This window comes from Rhodococcus sp. GXMU-t2271 (assembly GCF_041414735.1).
GTDB lineage: Bacteria > Actinomycetota > Actinomycetes > Mycobacteriales > Mycobacteriaceae > Rhodococcus > Rhodococcus indonesiensis.
Window position 1 is genome coordinate 110042 of record NZ_JAUIZP010000016.1, and the last position, 24659, is coordinate 134700.

At 70.1% G+C, this 24659-nt stretch carries 20 protein-coding genes; 5 read left to right on the forward strand and 15 right to left on the reverse strand.

Annotated features, from left to right (window positions below; all coding sequences use genetic code 11):
* Positions 1-43: 43 nt before the first annotated feature.
* Positions 44-1252, reverse strand: a complete 1209-nt coding sequence (locus QYS60_RS06025; RefSeq protein ID WP_371382657.1) for an acetyl-CoA C-acetyltransferase — start codon at positions 1250-1252, stop codon at positions 44-46.
* 32 nt (positions 1253-1284) lie between these two features.
* The gene (fabG, locus tag QYS60_RS06030) at positions 1285-2025 is read right to left on the reverse strand and encodes a 3-oxoacyl-ACP reductase FabG (protein WP_003938575.1); all 741 of its coding nucleotides are present in this window, start codon (positions 2023-2025) and stop codon (positions 1285-1287) included.
* A gap of 206 nt (positions 2026-2231) precedes the next feature.
* On the opposite strand from fabG, the gene QYS60_RS06035 reads away from it, so the two are divergent.
* Complete coding sequence (locus QYS60_RS06035; RefSeq protein ID WP_371382658.1) at positions 2232-3416, forward strand: acyl-CoA dehydrogenase family protein; 1185 nt, start codon at positions 2232-2234, stop codon at positions 3414-3416.
* Between the two features lie 165 nt (positions 3417-3581).
* Here the strand turns inward: QYS60_RS06035 and QYS60_RS06040 are convergent, their stop codons facing one another.
* The 4 genes from QYS60_RS06040 to QYS60_RS06055 form a co-directional block, all read right to left on the reverse strand.
* Complete coding sequence (locus QYS60_RS06040) at positions 3582-5255, reverse strand: class I adenylate-forming enzyme family protein (RefSeq protein ID WP_371382659.1); 1674 nt, start codon at positions 5253-5255, stop codon at positions 3582-3584.
* A gap of 10 nt (positions 5256-5265) precedes the next feature.
* Entirely contained in the window at positions 5266-6030 is a 765-nt protein-coding gene (locus QYS60_RS06045) for an SDR family NAD(P)-dependent oxidoreductase (protein WP_048771361.1), read from the reverse strand.
* A gap of 29 nt (positions 6031-6059) precedes the next feature.
* Entirely contained in the window at positions 6060-7190 is a 1131-nt protein-coding gene (locus QYS60_RS06050) for a thiolase family protein (protein ID WP_003938571.1), read from the reverse strand.
* A 123-nt stretch (positions 7191-7313) separates the two neighbouring features.
* Entirely contained in the window at positions 7314-8648 is a 1335-nt protein-coding gene (locus tag QYS60_RS06055; RefSeq protein ID WP_371382660.1) for an MFS transporter, read from the reverse strand.
* A 313-nt stretch (positions 8649-8961) separates the two neighbouring features.
* Here QYS60_RS06055 and QYS60_RS06060 point away from each other — a divergent pair, with 313 nt between their 5' ends.
* The 3 genes from QYS60_RS06060 to QYS60_RS06070 are packed head-to-tail and all read left to right on the forward strand — an operon-like array spanning position 8962 to position 12628.
* A complete protein-coding gene (locus QYS60_RS06060; RefSeq protein WP_289377997.1) occupies positions 8962-10230 on the forward strand; it encodes a CoA transferase in 1269 nt (422 codons plus the stop codon).
* Entirely contained in the window at positions 10227-11420 is a 1194-nt protein-coding gene (locus tag QYS60_RS06065; RefSeq protein WP_371382661.1) for an acyl-CoA dehydrogenase family protein, read from the forward strand. The genes QYS60_RS06060 and QYS60_RS06065 overlap by 4 nt, the downstream gene beginning before the upstream one ends.
* 50 nt (positions 11421-11470) lie before the next feature.
* On the forward strand, positions 11471-12628 hold the full coding sequence (locus QYS60_RS06070) for an acyl-CoA dehydrogenase family protein (RefSeq protein WP_289377995.1): 1158 nt from the start codon (positions 11471-11473) through the stop codon (positions 12626-12628).
* 98 nt (positions 12629-12726) lie between these two features.
* On the opposite strand, the gene QYS60_RS06075 is transcribed toward QYS60_RS06070, so the two are convergent.
* The 8 genes from QYS60_RS06075 to QYS60_RS06110 all read right to left on the reverse strand — a co-directional run bounded on the left by QYS60_RS06075 (position 12727) and on the right by QYS60_RS06110 (position 22526).
* Positions 12727-13557, reverse strand: a complete 831-nt coding sequence (locus tag QYS60_RS06075; protein WP_289377994.1) for a sugar phosphate isomerase/epimerase — start codon at positions 13555-13557, stop codon at positions 12727-12729.
* Complete coding sequence (locus tag QYS60_RS06080; RefSeq protein ID WP_289377993.1) at positions 13554-15284, reverse strand: FAD-dependent oxidoreductase; 1731 nt, start codon at positions 15282-15284, stop codon at positions 13554-13556. The genes QYS60_RS06075 and QYS60_RS06080 overlap by 4 nt, the downstream gene beginning before the upstream one ends.
* The gene (locus QYS60_RS06085; protein WP_308072106.1) at positions 15281-16375 is read right to left on the reverse strand and encodes a Gfo/Idh/MocA family oxidoreductase; all 1095 of its coding nucleotides are present in this window, start codon (positions 16373-16375) and stop codon (positions 15281-15283) included. The genes QYS60_RS06080 and QYS60_RS06085 overlap by 4 nt, the downstream gene beginning before the upstream one ends.
* Positions 16375-17211, reverse strand: a complete 837-nt coding sequence (locus QYS60_RS06090) for an aldo/keto reductase (RefSeq protein WP_371382662.1) — start codon at positions 17209-17211, stop codon at positions 16375-16377. The genes QYS60_RS06085 and QYS60_RS06090 overlap by 1 nt, the downstream gene beginning before the upstream one ends.
* Complete coding sequence (locus tag QYS60_RS06095; RefSeq protein WP_371382663.1) at positions 17208-19160, reverse strand: FAD-dependent oxidoreductase; 1953 nt, start codon at positions 19158-19160, stop codon at positions 17208-17210. Before QYS60_RS06095 ends, QYS60_RS06090 begins: the two co-directional genes overlap by 4 nt.
* Complete coding sequence (locus QYS60_RS06100; RefSeq protein WP_371382664.1) at positions 19157-20056, reverse strand: shikimate dehydrogenase; 900 nt, start codon at positions 20054-20056, stop codon at positions 19157-19159. The genes QYS60_RS06095 and QYS60_RS06100 overlap by 4 nt, the downstream gene beginning before the upstream one ends.
* Before the next feature lie 66 nt (positions 20057-20122).
* Positions 20123-21487 carry an MFS transporter gene (locus QYS60_RS06105; RefSeq protein ID WP_040269953.1) on the reverse strand — a complete coding sequence of 455 codons (1365 nt, stop codon included), beginning with the start codon at positions 21485-21487 and terminating at the stop codon, positions 20123-20125.
* A gap of 145 nt (positions 21488-21632) precedes the next feature.
* The gene (locus tag QYS60_RS06110) at positions 21633-22526 is read right to left on the reverse strand and encodes a LysR family transcriptional regulator (RefSeq protein ID WP_017680127.1); all 894 of its coding nucleotides are present in this window, start codon (positions 22524-22526) and stop codon (positions 21633-21635) included.
* Between the two features lie 132 nt (positions 22527-22658).
* Between QYS60_RS06110 and QYS60_RS06115 the strand changes: the two genes are divergently transcribed.
* A complete protein-coding gene (locus QYS60_RS06115; RefSeq protein WP_371382665.1) occupies positions 22659-23351 on the forward strand; it encodes an SDR family NAD(P)-dependent oxidoreductase in 693 nt (230 codons plus the stop codon).
* A 120-nt stretch (positions 23352-23471) separates the two neighbouring features.
* Here QYS60_RS06115 and QYS60_RS06120 read toward each other — a convergent pair whose 3' ends face one another.
* A complete protein-coding gene (locus QYS60_RS06120; RefSeq protein WP_371382666.1) occupies positions 23472-24656 on the reverse strand; it encodes a 4-hydroxybenzoate 3-monooxygenase in 1185 nt (394 codons plus the stop codon).
* Positions 24657-24659: the final 3 nt, after the last annotated feature.

Sequence of the window (24659 nt, forward strand, 5' to 3'; positions counted from 1 at the left end):
GGCGGCCCTGACAACCCGAAGGACACACCGGCGGTTACGCCGCCTACGCCTTTTCGAACACCGCGGCCAGGCCCTGGCCGCCGCCGATGCACATCGTCTCGAGGGCGTAGCGGCCGTCGCGGCGGTGCAGCTCGCGGGCGAGCGTTGCCAGCATGCGACCACCGGTCGCACCGACCGGGTGCCCCAGCGAGATGCCGGACCCGTGGATGTTGGTGCGCTCGAAATCGGCTGCGCCGAATTTCCATTCGCGCGTCACCGCCAGTGCCTGCGCCGCGAAGGCCTCGTTGAGCTCGATCACGTCGACGTCCGCGAGGGTGATGCCGGCCTTGGCGAGGGCCTTCTCCGTGGCCGGAACCGGGCCGATGCCCATGACCTTCGGCGCCACGCCGGCCAGCCCCCAGGACACGACCCGCACCAGCGGGGTCAGCCCCAGCTCCGCGGCCTTCTCCGGGGTCGTGACGAGGCACATCGATGCGGCGTCGTTCTGGCCGCTGGCATTGCCGGCGGTGACCGTCGCCTCGGGGTCCTGCTTGCCCATGATCGGCTTCAGCTTCGCCAGCGACTCGACGGTGACGTCCGGACGGGGATGCTCGTCGGTGTCGATGACCTCGTCGCCGGCGCGGGTGGTGACGGTGACCGGCACGATCTCCTCGGCGAGGATGCCGTTCTTCTGCGCGGCGACGGCGCGGGCATGGGACGACACGGCGAGTTCGTCCTGCTCGAGCCGGCTGATGCCGTAGTCGCGTCGCAGGTTCTCGGCGGTCTCGATCATGCCGCCGGGCACCGGGTAATGGCGTCCGCCCGCGGTGGCGCGGGCCCGTACCAGGCTGTCGTGCATCTGCACCCCGGTGCGGGCCCCGCCCCAGCGCATGTCGACGGAATAGAACGAGGCGTTGCTCATCGACTCGGCGCCGCCGGCGACGACGACGTCGTTGTCACCGTTGCCCACCTGCAGCGCGGCCTGGATGACGGCCTGCAGTCCGGAGCCGCAACGACGGTCGATGTGCATGCCGGGCACCGTGATCGGCAGGCCGGCGTCGAGCGCGACGACGCGGCCGATGGCGGGGGCCTCGCTGTTTCCGTTGCAGTGACCGAGGATCACGTCCTCGATCGCGTCGGGGGCGACTCCGGTGCGGTCGAGCAGACCCTTCAACGCGGCGACACCGAGGTCTACGGCGTTGAGGGACTTGAACATTCCGCCGTAGCGACCGATGGGGGTGCGGACCGGCTCGCAGATGACGACTTCGCGCATGACGACCTTTCGGGAGGGGTGAGTTCCGGAACTCACATGAATCGACCGCCGGTGACCTCGAGTACCGTGCCGGTCATGTAGGAGGACATGTCGGAGGCGAGGAACAGCGCCACGGACGCGATCTCGGACACCTCGCCCGGTCGGCCCATGGGGATCTCGCTCATCTTCTGATCCCACGCCTTCTGCGGCATGGCCTCGGTCATCGCGGAACGGATCAGGCCCGGCTGGATCGCGTTGACGCGCACGCCGTGGTGCGCCATCTCCTTCGCAGCCGCCTTGGTCAGGCCGACGATGCCTGCCTTCGCCGCCGAGTAGTTGGTCTGACCGACCATCCCGACCTTGCCGGAGAGCGACGAGATGTTGACGATGGCGCCGCGCTTGGACTCGCGCATGATCGCCGACGCCTTGCGGGTGCCGTGCCAGGTGCCCTTGAGGTGCACGGCGATCACCAGATCGAAGTCCTCCTCGGTCATGGTGCGCATCGTCGCGTCGCGGGTGATGCCAGCGTTGTTGACGACGACGTCGAGCGAGCCGAACCCGTCGACGGCCTCCGCGAGGAGCGTGTCCCACTCGTCCGCGTTCACGACGTCGCACCGCACCGCGCGGGCCACGTCGCGGCCACCGAGCTTCTCGGCGGCGGCCGTGGCGGCGTCGAGATCGAGGTCGCCGAGGACCACCCGGGCGCCGGCGTCGACGAACTCCTGTGCGATTGCGAAACCGATGCCCTGAGCGCCTCCGGTGACGACGGCGGTTCGGTTCTCCAGCAGTGACATGAGGTTCCTTTCGCACGAGCCCGCCCGGTCCGGGGACGGCGGGAAGGCACCGATGATTCGAAGTCGCGGGCGACGCCCGTCGGCTGATGTTCCGAATATAGCGAGAGGACCGGTGATTCGACCCCGCCCGGTTCATCGACAGTGCCTATGTGGCGATGGGGCGATTCGTATTGGACACCGGAGTTCCCGGAGCCGATGGTGGTTTCATGACAACCTCGACTGCGATGCCGGCCACCGAGGTGGACGACGACGACTTCCAGGAAATCCTCGCCCAGACCCGCGCATTCGTGCGCGGCGTGGTCGTGCCGCGCGAACAAGAGATCGCCGACACCGACGCGATCCCCGACGACATCCGCAATGCCGCCAAGGAGATGGGCCTGTTCGGGTACGCCATCCCGCAGCAGTGGGGCGGTCTGGGCCTGAACCTGATGCAGGACGCCGAACTGGCGATGGAACTCGGGTACACCACGCTGTCGCTGCGTTCGATGTTCGGCACCAACAACGGCATCGCCGGGCAGGTTCTCGTCGGGTTCGGCACCGACGAACAGAAGAAGCAGTGGCTCGAGGGCATCGCCTCGGGTGACGTCGTGGCGTCCTTTGCCCTCACCGAGCCCGGCGCCGGCTCGAACCCGGCCGGGCTGCGCACCAAGGCCGTGCGCGACGGCGACGACTGGGTGCTCACCGGCGAGAAACGCTTCATCACCAACGCCCCGCTCGCCGACCTGTTCGTCGTCTTCGCCCGCACCCGCCCCGCCGACGCGGACGGCACCGGCATCGCGGTGTTCCTCGTCCCGGCCGACACCGACGGGGTGCAGGTGGCGGCGAAGGACGCCAAGATGGGCCAGGAGGGGGCCTGGACCGCGGACGTGCACTTCGACCAGGTGCGGGTGCCGGCCGCGGCGCTGGTCGGCGGCAGCGAGGACGTCGGGTACAAGGCCGCGATGACCTCGCTCGCCCGCGGGCGGGTGCACATCGCCGCCCTGTCGGTCGGGCAGGCCCAGCGCGCGCTGGACGAGTCGGTGGCGTACGCGGCGACCGCGACGCAGGGCGGTGCCGCGATCGGCAGCTTCCAGCTGGTGCAGGCGATGCTCGCCGATCAGCAGACCGGGGTGATGGCCGGGCGGGCGCTGGTGCGCGAGGCGGCGCGGGCGTGGGTGCAGGACACCGACCGGCGGATCGCGCCGTCGGCGGCGAAGCTGTTCTGCACGGAGATGGTCGGCAAGGTCGCCGATCTGGCGGTGCAGATCCACGGCGGCACCGGCTACATGCGGGAGGTGCCGGTCGAGCGGATCTACCGGGACGTGCGGCTGCTGCGCCTGTACGAGGGCACCAGCGAGATCCAGCGCCTGATCATCGGCGGCGGACTCGTCAAGCAGGCCCAGCGCGGCTGACCCGGGAACGCGACGAAAGGGCGGTGCCGGTGGACGGCACCGCCCTTTCGTCGCGCGCGACCGTGCCGAGCTAGTGTCTCGCTCACCTCGCCGGACCGTCGGCATGGCACATTCGCTCGGGCCACGGCGAAGCCGGGCACCGCAACGGTGCCCGGTTTCGCCGTGTCAGCGCGTGGCTGCGGACTGCTCGAGGCGCGTCCGCAGGTCCGTCTTGAGGACCTTGCCCGCCGCGGAGGTGGGCAGGGCGTCCACGAGGACGATCTCGCGAATCTTCTTGTAGGGCAGGACCTGCTCGGCGACGAACGCCATCAGCTCGGCCGGGTCGGGATCGGTTCCCGGCAGCGGCACCACGAAGGCGACCGGTTCCTGGCCGACGCTTCCGACCTCCCGGCCGACCACCGCGGCCGTCGACACCGCCGGATGGGACACCAGAATCTCCTCGAGCTCACGCGGATACACGTTGTAGCCCTTGTAGATCAGCATGTCCTTGGCGCGATCGCAGATGTAGACGTAGCCGTCGGCGTCGCGGTAGGCGATGTCGCCGGTGTCGAGCCAGCCGTCCACGTACTGCTGGGCCGTGATCTCGGGATGGCCGAGATAGCCGTCGGTCACCTGCGGCCCCCGGATCCACAGCTCACCGCGCTCGCCGTCACCGAGGACGACGCTCGGATCGCCCTGTGCCCGGATCTCGAGCTCGGTGTCGAAGAGGGGCAGGCCCACACTGCCGAGACGGTAGGCCGACCCGACGACCAGCGGCATGGCGGTGACCACGCACGTGCCCTCGGTCAGGCCGTACCCCTCGGCCACACGGGCGTTCGGGAACGCCACCTCCAGCGCCTCGAGCGTGACGTGATCGATCGGCGCCGCACCCGACGACACGACCCGCACCGACGTGGTGTCACGGCGTGCGACGTCCGGGTGGGTGGCCAGTGCATGCCACATGGCCGGGCTGCCGGTGATGTAGCTGACGCGGTGCCGCTCGACGAGCTCGAGCATGCGCGCGGGGTCGAATCGGCCCGCGAGCACCTGGGTGAGGCCGCACAGCAGCAGGAACGACGTGTTGAGCAGCGCGTGGGCGTGGAACAGCGGGGACACGACGACGGTGGCGCCTTCGCCGGGGATCACCCCGTGCACGTCGAGCCCCTCGATCGGGCGCAGCGCGACCAGCCCGTCACCGGTGGTGACGACCTGGTGGGCGGCCCGCCACCCGCACATCTGGGTCACGTTGGCGACCACGTTGCGGTGCAGCACCCGTACACCCTTGGAGATGCCGGTGGTGCCGCCCGTGTAGGCCAGATGCGCGACGTCCGTTCCGGCGACGTGTGCCGGTGTGAACGCGGTGGGCTGTCCGGAGAGGAAGTCGTCGAACCGCACCACGGCCGCGGACGTGGGCGGTGCGGACACCGGGTCGTCGGATGCCACCACGATCGTCGCGACGGTGGTGCCCGCGGCGGCGCCGAGCAGCACTCCCAACTGCTGCGTCTGGGTGACGGCCGCGACGGCGCCGGTCTCCTCGATCTGCTTGCGCAGACCCGGTTCCGGTTGCAGCGGGTTGACCAGCGTCACGGTGGCCCCGGTGCGTAGCGCGCCGTAGTAGGCGACGAGGAACTCGATGCAGTTGCCCACGTGCATCAGCACCACGTCGCGCGGAGCCACACCGGCCGCCGTCAGCGCGGAGGCGAACTGCGCGGACCGCTCGTCGAGCTCGCGGTACGTGCACGTCCGCTCGCCGTCGACGACGGCGGGTCGGTCGCCGTACAGGGCGGCCATGCTCGGCGCCCACACACCCATCGTCACGTCCGGGTAGGTCAGCGACAGGGCTGGCACGTCGGTGCTCATCGTCGCCACCTCAGCGCGGGGCCATGCGGATGGCACCGTCGAGGCGGATGGTCTCACCGTTGAGGTAGCCGTTCTCGAGGATGTTGGTGGCCAGCCGGCCGAACTCGTCCGGGCGGCCCAGGCGCGCCGGATTCGGCACGGTCTTCTCGAGCGAGGCCCGCACGTCGTCGCGCAGGCGGGCGAGCAGCGGGGTGTCCATGATGCCCGGCGCGATCGTGTTGACCCGGATGTTCTTGCTCGCCAGGTCGCGGGCGGCGACGACGGTCATGCCGACGATGCCGGCCTTGGACGCCGAGTAGTTGATCTGGCCGATCTGGCCCTCGAACGCCGCGACGGAGGCGGTCATGACGATGGCACCGCGCTCGCCGTCGACCGGTTCGAGCGCGGCCATGCGCTCGGCGCCGAGGCGCAGCGCGTTGAACGACCCGATGAGATTGAGGCGGATCACGAACTCGAAGTCCTCGAGCGAACCGGCCTTGCCGTCCTTCTCGAGGATCCGCATCCTGCGGCCGGCGCCGGCACAGTGCACGAGCCCGCGCAGACCGCCGCGCTCGTGCGCGACGTCCAGGGCGGCGGCGAACTGTTCGGCGTCGGTGACGTCGGCCGCGGCGAACGTCGCGCCGTCACCGAGAGAGCTCGCGACGTCGGCCCCCGGTGAGCCGGGCAGGTCGATGAGGGTGACGGTGCCGCCGGCGTCGAGGACGCGGCGAGCGGTGGCCAGGCCGAGACCGGAGGCGCCGCCGGTGATCGCGACGGAAAGACCCTTCAGTTCCATATCTTTCGTTCCTTTGCGTGAAGTGCGTGTCAGAGCAGTTCGAGAATGGTGGCGTTGGCCATGCCGCCGGCCTCGCACATCGACTGCAGTCCGTACCGGATACCGTTGTCGCGCATGTGATGTGCCAGTCGAGTCATGAGGACCGCGCCGGATCCGCCGAGCGGGTGTCCCACGGCGATGGCGCCGCCGACGGGGTTCAGGCGCGCGTCGTCGACGCCGGTCTCGGCCTGCCACGCGAGCGGAACCGGCGCGAACGCCTCGTTGATCTCGAAGGCACCGATGTCGTCGAGCGACAGGCCCGAGCGGTCGAGCGCCTTCTGGGTCGCGGGGATGGGCCCGGTGAGCATGATGACCGGGTCGTCGGCGGCGACGACGGCGGTGTGGATGCGCGCCATCGGCGTCCACCCCTGGGCGGCCGCGTACTCGCTGGTGGTGACGAGCAGAGCTCCCGCGCCGTCGGAGATCTGCGAGGAGTTGCCGGCATGGATCACGCCGTCCTCCTTGAAGACCGTCTTGAGCTTGGCGAGCGATTCGACACTGCCGCCGCGGCGGATTCCTTCGTCCGCGGTCAGCCCGGCGATCGGCGCGAGCTGCCCGGTGAAGGCTCCGGCGTCGGTCGCGGCGGCGGAGCGCTCGTGCGAACGCAGCGAGAACTCGTCGAGGACGGTGCGGGACAGGCCCCACTTCTCGGCCATCATCTCGGCGCCCACGCCCTGGCTGAAGCCGTCCACGCCGAACCGGTCGAGCACCTCCTTCGGGAAGTGCTCGCCGTTCTTCGCGGCCGTGCCCATCGGCACCCGGCTCATCACCTCGACGCCGCCGGCGATCACCACGTCGTTCTGACCGGACAGGACCGTGGCGGCGGCGAACGAGACCGCCTGCTGGCTCGAACCACAGGCCCGGGTCAGCGTGGTGGCCGGAACCGTCACGGGCCAGCCGGCGGCGAGCACCGCCGAGCGGGAGACGATGCCGGCCTGCTCGCCGACCTGGCTGACGCAACCGAAGATCACGTCGTCGACGGTGCCCGGATCGAAACCGACCCGCTCGGCCAGCGCCGTCAGCACATGCGCCGACAGGTTGACGGGGTGGATCTCGGACAGGGCGCCGCCCCGGCGTCCGATCGGGGTGCGGACGGCATCGACGATCACGGCATCGCGCATGGGTGGATCCTTTGCAGTAACGGGAGACGACGACCGGCCGGGTGGTGGCCCTCGATATCGAGTCGATCACGCACCCGGCCGGTGGGGAAAGGACATTCGGTGGATGGCTCCGTTAGGCGGAAGCTATGCCTTCGCGGTGGCCTCCGACCGGATGATGGCGCGGTCGCGTTCCGGGTTCGCGAAGATCAGGACGAGGATCGCCGCGACGATGCCCAGCGCACCGATTACCTGGAAGGCGGTGGCGTAGCCCTCGGCCGCGGTGGCGGCGTTGTCGACGAGCACACCGGTGCCGTAGGGGGCGACCAGGCCGCCGACGGCCATGAGCGCGAGGAACACGCCCATCGTGCCGGCGGTCTGCTGCGGCGGGCACAGCTCCGAGATCGCGGCGTTGATCAGGGGGAAGACGATCGCACCGAAGCCGTAGCCGATGGACACGGCCGCGACCGCCAGGCCCGGGGTGCCGATGCTGGGCAGGAACACCAGGACGGAGCCGCAGATCAGGACACCGATGCCCGGGACGATGATCCGCACGACGCGGGAGCGGTAGCCGCGCTGGGCGAGCCGGTCGGTGACCGAGCCGGACGTGACCATCAGGAACAGGCCGACGATCGACGGCAGGGCGAACATCGAACCGGCCTGCAGGGCGCTGTAGCCGAGCCCCACCTCGAAGTAGGAGGGCAGCCAGGTCAGCACGACGGTGGTGAGCGCGTAGACGACCATGATCAGGACGACGCAGCTGAGGAACGTGCGGGTGAGGAAGATCTTCTTCCACGGCACCGACGGCTCGGTGGAGGCGGCGCCGGTCCCCTTCGTCACGGCCGTCGCGGTGAACGGGCCTTCCTTCCAGCCGGTCAGCCACGACGCCATCCACACGGCACCGAGGATCGACAGGGTGATCAGGGCGGCGCGCCAGCCCCACTGGACGGTGATGTAGGCGAGGATCGGGGCGAGAGCGATCTTCGCGACCGACGCCGAGCCGGCGAGGAACGCGCCGGGCAGACCGCGCTTGGCCGGGGGATGCCAGGAGTACGCGGCGGTGTGCATGAGGGCGGAGCTGGGGCCCTCGGCCAGGCCGAGCAGCATGCGGGTGACGATCAGCATCACCAGGCTCGCCGAGACGACCAGCGGCAGCATGACCACCGACCAGGCGGCGCCCAGTGCCAGCAGCGCCCACCGCAGGGTGAGGTACTTGTTCAGGGGGCCGGCGAGGAAACCGCCGAGGGTGAAGGTCACGAAGAACAGGGATCCGACCAGGCCGATCTGGGAGGAGGACAGTCCCAGCTCGCGAGCGAGCGGCTGCGCGATGATGCCCAGCACCGCCTTGTCGGCATAGTTGACGACGTACAGGAAGATCACGAGGCCGGTCATGCCCCACGCCTGCTTGCCGCTGACGAGTGAGGTAGCCCCCTTCGGCGGGGCGCCGTGCGCTGCGTCGTGCGAGATTTCGCCAGTGGTCACCGGAGTGTCCCCTTAATGGCTCGAAGGGATGTGTCGATCGGACGGTGCGTCGTCGATCGAGAGATGTGCACCGATCAGGCGCTCGGGATCCATTCAACGTGGTGTAGGTCACTGAAGCAATGTCCCGTCGGTGAATCGACCGATTGCCGCTGCCTATGGACTCTCAGCGATTCGAACAGGGCCATTGACGGCCGCTAACCGACCTATAGCCGAACGGTGTTGGTCCTACGTTCCGATGGTGCTGCATATTTGGCCGTACAACTTCGTCGGCGCGTTCCGGGCTCCGACGTCCGGGCGGATGAGGACAGGCGACATGAACCCCACTGCTTCCATCGACGGGCTCCCCTCGTCCACCGCGCCCCTGGCCGGGGTACGGGTCGTCGAGGTCTCGAGCTTCATCGCGGCTCCCCTGTGCGGCATGACGCTGGCGCAGCTCGGCGCCGAGGTCGTGCGCGTCGATCCGATCGGCGGGGCCGCGGACTACCACCGGTGGCCGGTCACCGACGACGGCGAATCGATCTACTGGGCGGGCCTGAACAAGGGCAAGCGTTCGTTCGCCGCCGATTTCCGGGATCCCCAGGCGCACACTCTGATCCGGGATCTGATCACCGACGCCGGGGTGCTCGTCACCAACGCCGCCGGGCGGGACTGGCTGGACTACGACAGCCTCGCCGCGATCCGTCCCGACCTGATCCACGTGCAGGTCCTCGGCCGGGCCGACGGCGGCTCCGGCGTCGACTACACCGTCAACGCCGCCGCGGGCTTCCCGCTCGCGACCGGACCGGTCGGGCACGCCGGTCCCGTCAATCATCTGCTGCCGGCGTGGGACCTCGCCTGCGGTCTCTACGCCGCACTGTCGGTGGCGTCCGCGGTGCACCGCCGCGAGGTCACCGGCGCCGGCGCGAAGATCGTGCTGCCGCTCGAGGACGTCGCCCTCGCCACCGCCGGCAACCTCGGCTATCTCGCCGAGGCCCAGCTCGGCGGGCCCGAGCGCGACCGGATCGGCAACTCGGTCTACGGCACCTACGGGCGCGACTTCACCACCTGCGACGGCGTGGCCTTCATGGTCGTCGCGCTGACCCCGCGACACTTCCGGGACCTGACCGAGCTGACCGGCACGACCGTCGCCGTGGGTGCGCTCGAATCCGCCCTGGGCGCCGACTTCCGCGACGAGGGCGACCGCTACCGGCACCGCGAGGTGCTCGACGCGCTGTTCGCCGTGTGGTTCCGCGAGCACACCGCGGCCGAGGTCGAGGCCGCCCTCGCGGGCACCTCGATCCTGCACGAGCGGTACCGCACCTTCGCCGAGATCGCGAAAGACCCTCGCGTGACCGCCAACCCGATGTTCCAGTACGTCGACCAGCCCCGTGTCGGCGGGCACCTGGCCCCCAGCCTGCCGATGTCGTTCGACGGCCACCACCCCGCGCCCCGTCCGGCGCCCGCCAACGGCGACGACACCGCCGCCGTTCTCGCCGAGCACCTGGGTCTGACGCCCCAGGAGATCGATCGCCTCGCCACCGACGGGACCATCCGGGTGCCCGCCGGAACCCTCCCCGCCCTCGAGAAGGACCTCGCCGTATGACCCGCCTCGCCCAGACCCTCGGCCTGACCGAGTTCCAGACCGAGATCCTCGCCACCGTCCGGCAGTTCGTCGACCGCGAGATCATCCCGAACGCCCAGGAACTCGAACACTCGGACACCTACCCGCAGGACATCGTCGATGCGATGCGGGAGATGGGCCTGTTCGGGCTGATGATCCCCGAGGAGTACGGCGGACTCGGCGAATCCCTGCTCACCTACGCGCTGTGCGTCGAGGAACTCGCCCGCGGCTGGATGAGCGTGTCCGGGGTGATCAACACCCATTTCATCGTCGCCTACATGCTGCGTCAGCACGGCACCGTCGAGCAGAAGAACTACTACCTGCCGAAGATGGCCACCGGCGAGACCCGCGGCGCGTTCTCGATGTCCGAACCCGAACTGGGCTCGGACGTCGCCGCGATCCGCACCAAGGCCAAGCGCGACGCCGACGGCGACTACGTGATCAACGGCCAGAAGATGTGGCTGACCAACGGCGGCAGCTCCACCCTCGTTGCCGCCCTGGTGCGCACCGAGGAAGGCGCCGCCAAGCCGCACGAGAATCTCACCACCTTCCTCGTCGAGAAGCCCGCCGGCTTCGGCGAGGTCGTCCCCGGCGTCACGATCCCGGGCAAGATCGACAAGATGGGCTACAAGGGGATCGACACCACCGAGCTGATCTTCGACAACTACCGTGCGAAGGCCACCGACGTCCTCGGCGGCGCCCCGGGTAAGGGGTTCTACCAGATGATGGACGGCGTCGAGGTCGGCCGCGTCAACGTCTCCGCCCGCGCCTGCGGCGTCGCGATCCGCGCGTTCGAGCTCGCCGCCCGCTACGCCCAGCAGCGCACCACGTTCGGCAAGCCCATCGCCGCGCACCAGGCGATCTCGTTCTCCCTCGCCGAGATGGCCACCAAGGTCGAGGCCGCCCACCTGATGATGGTCAACGCCGCGCGGCTCAAGGACTCCGGCGAGCGCAACGACGTCGCCGCGGGCATGGCGAAATATCTCACCAGCGAGTACTGCTCGGAGGTCACCCAGGCCAGCTTCCGCATCCACGGCGGCTACGGCTACTCCAAGGAGTACGAGATCGAACGGCTCATGCGCGAGGCACCGTTCCTGCTCATCGGCGAGGGCACCAGCGAGATCCAGAAGACGATCATCAGCAAGGGCGTGCTGCGCGAATACGCGTTGTAGTCCCGATTCAGCTGTAGTCCTGATTCATCCGAGACCCGAGGAGACCGACCGTGCAGCGTACGGTGTTCGACGAAGACCACGAAGCGTTCCGCAAGACCGTCCGCGACTTCATCGCGAAGGAAGTCGCCCCCGTCCAACACGAGTGGGAGGCCGACGGCCATCCCCCGCGTGACTTCTACCGTCGCCTCGGCGAACTCGGCATCCTCGGTATCCAGGCACCCGAGGAGTACGGCGGTGGTGGCGAGTCGTCGATCAAGTTCAACGCGGTCGTCGCCGAGGAGGTCGCTGCAGCCGGCGCGTCGTTCGGCTCCTACTCCGTGCACACGAATCTGATCCTGCCGTACCTGATGGAGTACGGCACGGACGAGCAGAAGCAGCGCTGGCTGCCCGGATTCTGTTCCGGCGATCTGATGTTCGCGATCGCCATGACCGAACCCGGCACGGGATCGGACCTCGCGAACATCTCGACGACGGCGAAGCTGTCGGAGGACGGCAGCCACTACGTCGTCAACGGCGCGAAGACGTTCATCACCGGCGGTGTGCTCGCCGACCGCGTCCTCACGGTGTGCCGCACGGCCCCGTTCGACCCGGAGAACCGGCGGGCCGGGCTGTCGATCCTCGTCGTCGACACCACCACCGAGGGGTTCGCCGTCGGCCGCAAGATCGAGAAGATCGGCCTCAAGACCTCCGACACCGCGGAACTGTCGTTCACCGACGTCCGGGTGCCGGTGCAGGATCTGCTCGGTGAGGAGGGCAAGGGCTTTTCCTACCTGACGCACAACCTCGCGCAGGAACGTCTGACGATCGCATTCGGCGCATCCGCCACCGCGGCCGCCGCCCTGCAGCACGCACTCGCATACACCAAGGACCGCAAGGTGTTCGGCAAGCCGGTCGCCGCGTTCCAGAACACCAAGTTCGTGCTCGCCGAATGCTCCACCGAGTTGCAGGCCGTGCAGTTGATGGTCGACAACGCCCTCGAGCTGCACGACCGCGGAGAGCTCACCGTGCCGGATGCGGCACGTGCCAAACTGTTCAGCACCGAAGCCGCGGGCCGCATCATCGACAAGTGCCTGCAGCTGCACGGCGGATACGGCTACGTCCTCGAATACCCGATCGCGCGGCTCTACGCGGACACCCGCGTCAGCCGCATCTACGGCGGCACCAGCGAGGTCATGAAGACGATCATCGCCAAGGACCTCGGTCTCTGACCCCACGCACACAGGATCCGTGCGGTGAACCGGAATCCGCCCACGTCACGGCGTGGGCGGATTCCGATGTACCGAGCGAATTCTGCTGTGCGGCTCAGCTACTCGACGGTCGCGGCGGCCGGGACCCGGCCCAGTACGGCCCTGGCCGCCGTGATCAGTTGCTCGAGCCAGACGTCCGTGCCGACCGCTCGGCGCAACGGCTCGTTCGGCAACTCGATGCTCACCGGCAGCCCCGCCGGGAGGGCGGACCAGATCGCCGGCAGGTCGATGCCCCCCGACCCCGGCACCAGGCGTTCCTCGCGGGCGTGCCGGATCAGCTCCGCGTGGTCACGCGGGGCGGGAACCGAGCCGTCGCACATCTGGGCATAGTGCAGCCACTCGCGCGGAATCGCGGCCAGGTCCTCGAGGGACGTGGCCGAACGCGCGACGTGCAGCGCGTCGACGAGGACGCTGCGGGCCGGGCCGTCGGCCTGCCCGACGATCTCCACCGCGGTCTTCGCGTCGGGAACCGCGGTCCACGGCATGAATTCGAGGCTCGCGACGATGCCGTAGGAGGCGCACAGTTCCGCCAGCCGCGCGTACGAGTCGGTGAGACGGCTACGGTCGCGGTCGTCGCCGCCGACGAGCACCGCCTTCGCCCCGAGCCGGGCCCCGGCCTCGAGCAGCGGCACGTACGCCGTCGCGTCGAAATCCGGTCCGATCCGGATGATCTCGAGATCGAACACCTCGACCGGAGAATCGTTCAGCCGCCGGACGAGTGCGGACAGCGCGGCGTCGTCCTCGTGCAGTGGATAGGCGGTGGTGCCGGGCGCTGCGGGCAGCAGACGCAGTCCGATCGTGTCGAAGCCGTGCCGCTCGGCGAGGTCGACGTGCTGCAGCGGCGGTGTGTCGAGGACGGTGAGGGCGGCGAGGCCGAGCGGGGTGCTCATCGGGTGGCTCCTGTGGTCGAGGCGAGTCGGCGTCCGGTCAGGTACCCGAAGGTCATTGCCGGGCCCAGATTGATTCCGCCGGAGGGGTAGTGGCCGCCCATCACGCTGGACTGGTCGACACCGACCGCGAACAGCCCGTCGATCGGCCGGTCGTCGCCGTTCAGCACCCGCGACGACGAGTCGGTGACCAGGCCGGCGAACGTGCCGAAACTGCCCGGGACGACCTTGACGGCGTAGAAGGGACCGCGTTCGAGCGGGGCGAGGGACGGGTTCGGCCACGGGTTGTCCGCGTCGCCGGACTTGACGTTGAACGGTGTGGTGCCACGGCCGAATTCGGGATCCTCCCCGACTCGGGCGCTCTCGTTGAACGCGGTGACGGTCTTCTCGAGCCCGTCCGGGTCGACGCCGATCTTCTCCGCGAGGTCGCGGATCGTGCGCCCCTTCGAGAGGTATCCGGATCGCAGGTAGGGCCAGGTGGGGATCGGGAAGGGCTTGGCCATGCCGAGCGGGAAGTACCGCAGGTACTGCTGGTCGGCGATCAGCCAGGAGCACACCTCCTCGCCGTCCGGCACCTGTTCGATCATGGCCAGGGTGTAGTCGTGGTAGCCGAGCGCCTCGTTGACGAAGCGGCGCCCGTCGGCGAGCACCCCGATGACGCCGGGCTTTCCGCGGTCCAGGATGTGCGGGAACACCCCCTGCTTGCCGTTGCGGTAGCGGACCAAGGAGACGGGACAGTACGCCACCGGTGACGCGAGGGAGCGGTCGAGGCGGCCGCCGACGGATTCGCCCAGTGAGATGCCGTCGCCGGTCGTCGTCGGCGGGGTGAGCGTCCAGTGTTCGCGTCCGGTCGGAGTCCGCGGGAACAGCTCTCGTCGCCGGTCGATGTCGTGGGTGAACCCGCCGGTGGCGAGGACGACACCGCGGCGGGCGGACACGGTACGCGCACCGCCGGGACCGTCGATCCGGACTCCGGTGACGCGCCCGGACGGGTCGGTGACGAGTGCGGTGGCGGCGGTGGCGACCCGGATGTCGACGCCGGCGTCGAGGGCGGAGCGCAGCAGCCGGCCCACGAGTGCGGTGCCGTTGACCAGTTGCTGGCCGCGGCGCTCGGTGGCGAGGTCGAGCATGTGGGTCGAGACCCGTCGTGCACAGTGCACGAACGCGCGGCCGGAGCGGGTCGAGTGCAGGAAGGCCTGCAGGTCCGGGCCGGCCATGATGCCCATGCCGAGGAACGAGGTCTCGTACAGCTGCCGTCGCAGCAGCGCGGCGACGTCGGATCCGAGGCGGCGCAGGCTCACCGGCTTCGGCGCGACGGATCGGTGTCCCGTGCCCGCGCCGGGCGTGTCACCGTGGATGTCGGCGATGGCGGCACCGGGGACGAACTGCAGCGCCGTGTGACGTTCGAAGAATTCGACCATCTCGGGGGCGCCGTCGAGGAAGGCATCCACCTTGGCGGCATCGAACTCGTCCCCGAGCCGGTGTTCGAGGTAGCGGCGCGGCTGCGCGCGGTCCTCGTGCACACCGTCGGCGTGGGCGAACAGGTTCCGCGGTGTCCACATCCATCCACCCGACCAGGCGGTGGCGCCGCCGCACACGTCCGCCTTCTCGACGACGAGCACGGAGGCGCCCCCGTGGGCGGCGGCCACGGCCGCGGACAGCCCGCCGGCACCGGATCCGACGACGACGACGTCGTAGGTGAGGGATTCGGACACTGTGGCGGGGTTCATCGGGGCTCCTTGCCGGACGGGACGGGGGTGGGTGCGGGCGCGAGTTCGACGACTCTGCCGGTGCGGGAGGATTCGTAGATCGCGGCGACGACGGCCAGTGAGGCGCGGGCGTCGCGGCCGGTCACCGCGGGCCGGCGCCCGGTCAGCACCGCCTCGGCGAAGTCCTGGACCTGCAGGGTGTGGAAGTCGGTGAGCCCGGCGTTGATGTCGCGGACGTCGAGGTTGGCGTCGACAGCCGGCGAATACGGAGACCTCAGCTCCACCTCGCCCGGCACGGTCCACAGCTCGTTGACGCCCTCCCGCCCCTCCGGGAACTCGAGGACGCTCGCGATCGCCCCGGTTGCGCCGATCACCGTGACGCGGTTGCCGAGGTTGTGGCCGGCGCCGGTGGTGGCGGTGATCGTCGCGGTGCCGCCGGAGGCGAACGAGACGACGGCCGAGGCCGTGTCCTCGGTTTCGATGTGCTCGCCGTGGAAGCGGGTGCCGACGAACCCGCCGACGCGGACCGGTTCGCCCATGAACCACTGAAGCATGTCGATCTGATGGACGGCCTGCGTCATCAGGACGCCGCCGCCGTCGGTGTCCCACCGCCCGCGCCACGCGTCGGCCGAGTAGTAGCGGGACGGGCGGTGCAGGAGCACCGACACCTCCCCGAGAACGGGCACGCCGAGACGGCCGTCCTCGATCGCCGCCTTGATGCGGCGGGCCGCGGGCCAGAATCGGCGCTGGAACAACACCCCGAAGGTGATGCCCGCGCGGTCGGCGGCCGCGATCATCCGGTCGGCCGCGGCCACGTCCACCGCGATCGGCTTCTCGCACAGCACGTGGATCCCGGCCTCGGCCGCGGCGACGACGATCTGTTCGTGCACGGGGTGCGGGGTGCACACGGTGCAGGCGTCGAGGCCGAGCCCGAACAGCTCGTCCACCGATCCGACGGCGTGAGCGATACCGTGCCGGGCGGCGAAGGCGCGGGCGCGCTCCAGGTCGGGATCGCAGCACGCGACGACCTCGACGCCGGGCACCTGCTGCAGCGCGTGCGCGTGGTTGCCCGCGATCTTTCCGCATCCGACGATGCCTGCGCGGAGGGCCATCAGAAGTGCTCCTCTCGTTCGACGTCCCGGGCTGCGGCTTCGCCGCGGTCCAGCCGGTTCAGCGCGGCGACGTCCGCTGCCGTGAGTGCCACGTCGACGGCGCCCAGATTCTCGGCCTGACGCGTCGGATTCGCCGACCGCGCGACCGGCACGACGCCCTGCGCGAGGTGCCAGGCCAGCACGACCTGCGCACGGGTGCAGCCGATGCGGTCCGCGATCGAGGCGACGGCGGGGGCCGCGAGCACCTCGCCGCGGCCGAGCGGGCTCCACGACTGCGTGAACACGCCGAGTTCGTCGTTCGCGCGGCGGACGGGCAGCCGGACCAGCGACGGGTCCATCTGGATCTGGTTGACGGCGGGCGCCTCCCCGGTCTCGGCCACCACCCTGCGCAGGTGGTGACCGAGGAAGTTGGACACCCCCACGTAGCGCACGAGCCCGGCGTCGCGGCACTCGAGCATGGCCTCGAACGCCGCGGCATACCGGTCGAACCGCGGCAGCGGCCAGTGGATCAGGAACAGGTCGAGCCGCTCGAGGCCCAGGCGCTCGAGGCTGCGCTCCACGGCGCCGCGGACGTCCCCGGACACATGGTCGCTGCCGCGGAGTTTCGTGGTGACGAACAGGTCCTCGCGGGGCACGCCGCAGGTGGCGAGGGCGGCACCGACGGCGTCCTCGTTCCCGTAGATCGCGGCCGTGTCGATCAGCCGGTAGCCGGCCTCGATGCCGGTGAGCACGGCGCGGGTGGCGTCGGGCCCGACGAGCGGCCAGGTGCCCAGGCCCAGGCGCGGCAGTGCGGTGCGGACGGAATCGGGCGCGGGTGCGGTGGTCTCCGCGCTCATGCGTCGGCTCCCCCGCGCGAATCGGCGGCCTCGGTGATCCGGACGGCGACGTCGGCGGCGGTGACGAGCGCGGCCTGGATCGATCCGCCGTCGCCGCTCGCGTCGCCGACGCAGTGCACGCCGAGGCGGGGCTCGAGCCGGCGCAGATCGGCCAGCAGGTCGGTGCGCGGCTCGATGCCGTGCGAGACGAGCAGCTCACCGGGTGCGGCGACGGTGCGTTCGCGCCCGTTCGTCGAGACGACCACGTGCTCGGGTTCGATCCGGGTGACGATCGACGACAGGTGTGTGGTGAGGCGTTCGCTCGCCGCGAGCCGGGGCAACAGGACGATCTTCGCCCGGCGGCCGACGTCGTGCGCGATCGTCTCCTGGGGGCCGATCAGCACGACCGTCGTCCCGCGCCGGAGCAGATCGTCGGCCACGGCCGCGGCCTCCCGGTCGGCACCGAAGATCGTGATCGCCTCGGGCGCAGGGTCTCCGGAGGCGAGAAACTCCCGCACGTCGCGGATCGACCGGGTGTGGGCGCCGGGGATGTCGATCGCGGGCCCGCGTCCGCCGGTGGCGAGCACCACCGCGTCGAAGCCGAGCGGCGCCAGGGTCGCGGCGTCGACCCGAGTGCCGGTGTGGCAGGTGACATCGAGGTCGGCCAGTTCGTCGCGGTACCAGTCGACGATCCGGTGGTACTCCGGGTACTCGTGCAGCCGGGAGGCCAGCGCGAAGTCGCCGCCCAGGGTGTCGCGCTCGTCGTAGAGGTCGACGCTGTGGCCCGCCAGGGCGAGCTCGCGCGCTGCCGCCGTACCGGCCGGGCCGCCGCCCACGACGGCGACCCGCACCGGGGTCTCGGCCGGTTTCGTCGGCTGCTCGAGCTCGCGGCCGACCCAGGGGTTGACCGAACACGGAATCGGCCCTGCGGCAAGGTTGTCGATGCAGAAGTTGCAGGCGATGCAGGGCCGGTAGCGGCCTCCGTCCAGCGCCCGGTTCGGGAAGTCCGGGTCGGCGTGCAGCGTCCGGGCCAGGCTCACGAAATCGGCGCGGCCGGAGGCGATGATGTGTTCCGCCGTCTCGGGGGTGTTGATCCGGCCGGCGACGCCCACCGGGATGGCGAAGTCGCGGGCATACGGTTCGGCGTAGGGGGCGAGCAGACCGCGCTGCCATTCCCCCGGCTGGATGATCCACTGCCCCGACTCGTAGTTGCCCGCCGAGACGTCGAGGAAGTCCAGGCGGTGCGTGTCGACCGCGTCGATACGCTCGCGGGTCGTCTGCGCATCGAGCCCGCCGTCGACCGCCTCGAACGCCGAGAAGCGCAGTCCCAGAGCGATACCCGGTGCCATGGCGCGGACCGCATCGATGACCCGGTTGAGGAACAGTGCCGGGTCGGCCCACTCGTCGTCGCGGTGGTTGTATGCGGGCGAGAGGAATTGGTGGATGAGATAGCCGTGGCCGCCGTGCAGGGAGATCACATCGACGCCGGCCTCCGCGCAGCGCGCGGCGGCCTCACCGAAACACTCGACGATGTGCTCGATGTCGTCGCCGTCGAGTTGCTCGGGCATCTCGCCGCCGACCACCGCGCACGGGATCGGGGTGGGGGCCACCGGGACGAACCCGCTGACCGCTCCCTGCGCGGTGCGGCCACCGTGGTTGAGCTCGACCCCGAGCAGCGCGCCGTGCGCGTGCACCGCCTCGGCGAGCCGGGCGATGCCGGGGATGCGGTCGTCGACGTCGACCCCCATCTGCCGGATGCGGCCCTTGCCGTCGGCCCGCACATAGCTCGCCTCGGTGAAGACGAGCGCGGCACCGCCGGCGGCACGTCGTTCGAGATAGGCGATGTAGGCGTCGGTCATCGAGCCGTCGGGTTCGCAGTAGTTGCGTTCCATCGGCGCCGACACGAAGCGGTTGCGCAACCGGACGGGACCCATGTCCAGGGGCCGCGCGAACGCGGGGGTGGTGGTCATCGTGCCTCCTGGTGCGTGGCGAGGACCTGGTTCGACAGCAGCTCGTCGAGGTGACGTCGCATGCGGTCCGCGTCGGGGTCGATGCCGGTGAGCAACGCGAACGTGTCGGCGGCCTGGGCGACGAGCATCTGTCCGCCGTCGAGCACGTCACAGCCGAGAACCGCGGCGGCGGAGATCAGTTCGGTTCGGATCGGCCGGTAGACGATGTCCGCGACCCACAGCCGGGGGTGCAGGGCAGCGACGTCGAACGGCGTTCCCGAGTGGCCGACCATGCCGATCGGCGAGGCGTTGACCACCCCGGTGCACGTGCGCAGGGCGGCCGGGATCGCCTCCACCGGCAGAGCCGTGGCCCGTGTCGAGGGGAAGGCGGCCGACAGTCGTGCGCAGACGTCCGCGGCGCGAACGGTGTCGACGTCGGCGATCCGCAGGTCCGCGACACCCGCGGCGGCGAGCGCGTACGCCACGGCCGAGCCGGCGCCGCCCGCACCGACCAGCACGACCGCATCCAGCGCGGCGGCCGGCAACCCGCGCCGCAGCGCCGTGAGGAATCCACTGTGGTCCGTGTTGTGGCCGATCAGGCGCCCGTTCCGGACGACGACGGTGTTGACCGCGCCGAGCAGACGGGCGTTGTCGGACAGATCGTCGAGGACCGGCAGGACGACCTGCTTGCACGGGTGGGTGATGTTCAGCCCGGTGCAGCCGTCGGCGACGGCGGAGCGCACCAGGTCCCCGGTGCGTTCGGCGGGTACGTTCTCCGCCTCGAGGTCGAGCAGTTCGTAGCGGTAGTCGGTCAGGCCGAGTGCGGCGGCCTCGCGCGCGTGGAGGGCCGGCGACAGGGACGAGGCGATGCCTGCCCCCACGAGCCGGATGCGGTGGCGGGCGGTGGACGGGGTCACGGTTACTCCTACGGGATGGGACGGGCCGTGGCCCCGGCGCCTCGGGCGCCGGGGCTCGGTGGCCGGTCAGACGTCGCTGCGGACGAGTTCCTGCGCCGGTCGCGCCACTGACGCCGGGCGAGGCTCGCCCAGGTCCTCGGTGCGGGTGCGGTAGGTCTCCGGCCCGGTGAGGGCGGCGATCGACGACAGCACCGCGAAGCCCAGGCACATCCAGGCGACCGGGGTCCAGTTGCTGGTGTCGCCCGCCGAGAGCAGCTGCGCGACGGCGGGGGTGAATCCGGCGACGAGCAGACCCAGCATGAGGCTCACGGCCATGCCGGTGTAGCGCACCCGCGCCGGGAACTGCTCCGGGAAGTAGGCCGGGTAGACACCGTTCGGCATGGCGTAGAAGAAACCGATCAGGACGATTCCCGAGGCGAACACCAATGGCGCGCTTCCGGTTCCGATGGCGTGGAAGAAGACGAACACCATCGCGCCGGAGCCGAGGGCACCGAACACGAACACCGGCTTGCGGCCGATCCGGTCGGCGAGCAGCCCGGCGACGGGCTGGCTGAGCACCGCCACGAAGTTGGCGGTGGCGATCGCCCACAGCATCGTGGAGCGCTCGAAGCCTTCGACCTGCACGGCGTAGGCGAGCGCGAAGACGTTGACGATCGTGTTGATCATGGCGAACGTGGCGCTGAGGCTGATCCGCACGACGGTGCGCCAGTGCGACCGGAACATCTCGACGACGGGGAGGGCGGCGGTGTCGCCGTTCTCCTGGAGCTCCTCGAACACCTCGGGTTCGTCGAGCTTGCGGCGCAGCCACACCGCGACCACCGTGACGACGATGCTGAGCCAGAACGGCACCCGCCAGCCCCACGAGTAGAGCGCCTCGTCGGGAAGCGACGCCACCGGGATGAACACGAGGCTCGAGATGACGATGCCGAACATGATGCCACTCATGGTGAACGACGTGAAGAACGAGCGCCGGTTCGCCGGGGCGTGCTCGAGTGTCAGGGACGACGAGCCCGGGGATTCACCGCCGGCCGACAGGCCCTGCAGCAGGCGCAGCAGCACCAAGATCACCGGTGCGGCGATGCCGATCTGTTCGTAGGTGGGCAGGCAGCCGATCACGAACGTGGCGATGCCCATCAGCAGCAGGCAGGCCAGCAGGGCGTTGCGCCGGCCGAACTTGTCGCCCCAGTGCCCCCACAGCACCGCGCCGAGCGGGCGGGCGATGTAGGCGACGCCGAGGGTGCCGATCGACAGCAGCGTCGACGTCGCTCCGTCGCCGGGGAAGAAGATCTTCCCGAAGACGAGCGCTGCGGCAGAGCCGTAGATGAAGAAGTCGTAGTACTCCAGGGTGCTGCCCAGGAAACCGGAGATGGCCGCCCGGCGGGCGTTCTCGTTCGGTCGTCCGTCGGGGCCGGCAGCGTGTGTGTTCGCCATGGCGTTCCTTTCGTCCCAGGATCCGACGGACGCCGAGTCGGCCTTCGGTGATGGCCCTCACAGTCGCCGGAACGGAACGAGCCTGACACGCCGCACTATGCAGCGTCCAACACTGAAAAAGTCTCAGATAAAGACGATTGTCGTCTCAATCGGGGGTGGGAAGGATCTCCTCGGCAACCCGCAAGGCGACTTCGAGCGCCGGGGACACGCGGCGCGGTGACCAGCCGATCCCGTGGTGCATGTAGACGGATTCGTCGGCGAGAGGGACGAAGACCGTGCCCGGCGGCGTGATCGTCGCGATGCTCGACGTCATCAGCGCCACTCCCACACCGGCCGAGACGAGCACCAGGATCATGTACGGGTCGGTGATCTCCTGGACCACGCGCGGGCGGAATCCGGCGTCGAGGCAGGCCCGCATGGCGCTCTCCTGCAGGGCCGACCCCGCCGACAACGGCGTGGTGATGAAGCCGTCGTCCGCGAGGTCGTGCAGGTCGATCTCCGCCTCCCCGGCGAGCGGGTGGTCGGAGGGCAGCACGGCGCCGAACGACTCGCGGCGGATCAGCCGGGTGGCCACCGCCGTGGACTGGACCGGCAGCCCGACGAACGCGAGATCCAATGCGCCGCTTTCCAGTTGGGTGACAGCCTCACGGGTCATGATGCGGCCGACGAGATCGAGTTCGATGTCCGGGTACCGCTGCCGCAGCGCCCGCGTCAACGGGGGGAGCGAAATATGGTTCAGCACACCGGTGAACCCGATCTTGATGCGGCCGTACACTCCGCCGGCGGACGCGCGCGTGGCCTGTCGTGCCGTCTCGACGCTTTCGAGAATGTGGTAGGCGTGGGGCAGGAAGGCATGCCCCCCGGCCGCGAGAGCGACGCTGCGCGTATTGCGTTCGAACAACGGCACACCGAGGTCCTTCTCGAGCTTGCGCACCGTCTGGCTCAGCGGCGACTGCGCCATCTGCAAGCGGGCGGCCGCCCGCCCGAAGTGCAGTTCCTCAGCGACGGCGACGAAGGCCTGAAGCCAGCGGATCTCCATCTCGATCCCTCCGGGGACTTGACGGCTGCGCCTACAGCCGTATATCCAGATCCATACATGGTGCGTCGTCGATTGTTTCGATTTCGCACATGGATTCAGACTACTACCGGCACACCCGCGAGGAGCGAGCGCATGGTGACCTATCCCTCGGGCGCGACCGCGCTCGTCACCGGCGGGGCGAGCGGAATCGGTGCGGCCTGCGCGAGGCGGCTGTCCGCCGAACGCATCCGGGTCGTCACCGCCGACGTCGCGGACGGTGCCGACGAGCACGTCGACGTCACCGATCCCCAGGCCGTCGACCGGCTGCGCGCACGCCTGGGACGGGTCGACATCCTCGTCAACAGCGCCGGCGTGGTGGGTCCGTCGGCCCCGCTCGTCGACACCGCCCTGACGGACTGGCAGCGGACGTTCCGCATCAACGTCGACGGTACGTTCCTCATGTGCCGCGCCTTCGTGCCCGCCATGATCGACGCCGGCTGGGGCCGGGTGGTGAACCTGGCGAGCATCGCCGCCAAGGACGGCAACCCGAACCAGAGCGCCTACTCCGCGTCCAAGGCCGCGGTGATCGCGCTGACGAAGTCGCTCGGCAAGGAGATCGCGACCACCGGGGTGCTTGCCAACGTGGTTGCGCCCGCGGCGGTGGAGAGCCCGATGAACGCCGGAACGGATCCGGCGATCCTGGCCCGGTCGCAGAGCCTGACGCCGATGGCCCGGATGGGCCGGCCCGACGAGATCGCCGAACTCGTCGCCTGGCTGTCCTCGGACGCGCTGAGCTTCTCGACCGGCGCCGTGTACGACGCGAGTGGCGGCCGCGCGTCGTACTGACGGATGCCGCGTCCAGCGGGAGCTTGTCGTCGGGGCTACTCGGCCGATGCCGCAGTCACGGCCCGCTCGGCGCGACCGGTCGGCCGACGCCGAGCGGACCGCGCAGCGAACTCCCGCGTCTCAGACCAGCGGCCAGCCGGTGTACTGCTCGGCGATCAGGGTGCGTCCTGCGACGGAGCGGGTGACCGCGTCGAGCTCGGCGTCCTGCCGCTTGTTGTCGAACGGGCTGTTGCCCGGGTGGGTGTGCAGCATCGACGACATCCACCACGAGAAGTGCTGGGCCCGCCACACGCGCGGGAGGACCTCTTCGGTGTAGCCGTCGAGCCGGGCGCGGTCGCCGCGGGCGAGGTACTCGTCCATCGACCGGGCGAGCACGAAGACGTCGGCGACTGCGAGGTTGAGGCCCTTGGCGCCGGTGGGCGGGACGGTGTGCGCGGCGTCGCCGGCGAGGAACAGGTTGCCGTGCTGCATGGGTTCGCACACGAAGCTGCGGAACTGCAGGATCGACTTCTCGAAGATCCGGCCGTCCTTGATCTCGGCACCCTCCCCGTCGACCCGGGCGTGCAGTTCGCCCCAGATGCGGTCGTCGGACCAGTTCGCGATGTCGTCGTCCGGATCGACCTGCAGGTAGTGCCGCTGCACGTCGGCGGTCCGGGTCGAGACGAGCGCGAAGCCACGCTCGTGCCGCGCGTAGATCAGCTCCTCGGAGGAGCGCGGCGCCTCGGCGAGGATGCCGAGCCACGCGAACGGGTACTGACGGAAGTGGTCGGTGCGGATCTGCGGCTCGGGGATGAGACCGCGGGTGCTGGTGCGCGAGCCGTCGCATCCGGCGACGAGCCGGGCATCGAGACGCTGCGAGTTGCCCTGCGGGTCGGTGTAGGTGAGGTAGGGCCGATCGGTGAGGTGATCGTGGACCTGCACGTCGGTGACCCCGAAGCGGATGTCGCCACCGTCGGCGAGGCGGCGCGCGATGAGGTCCTTGTTGACCTCGTGCTGCGGGTAGACGGTGACCGCACGGCCGACGAGTTCGTCGAACGCGATGCGGTGCCCTCGGCCGCCGAAACGGAACTCCACGCCGTGGTGCTCGTACCCCTCGGCCTTCAGCCGGTCGCCGACCCCGGTTTCGACCATCAGGTCGACGGTGTTCTGCTCGAGCACGCCCGCACGGATGGTGGCCTCGATGTCCTCCCGGGAGCGCGCCTCGAGCACGACGGACTCGATGCCGCGCAGATGCAGCAGGTGCGACAGCATCAGGCCGGCAGGGCCGGCGCCGACGATCGCGACCTGGGTGCGGGACTCGCTCATGGG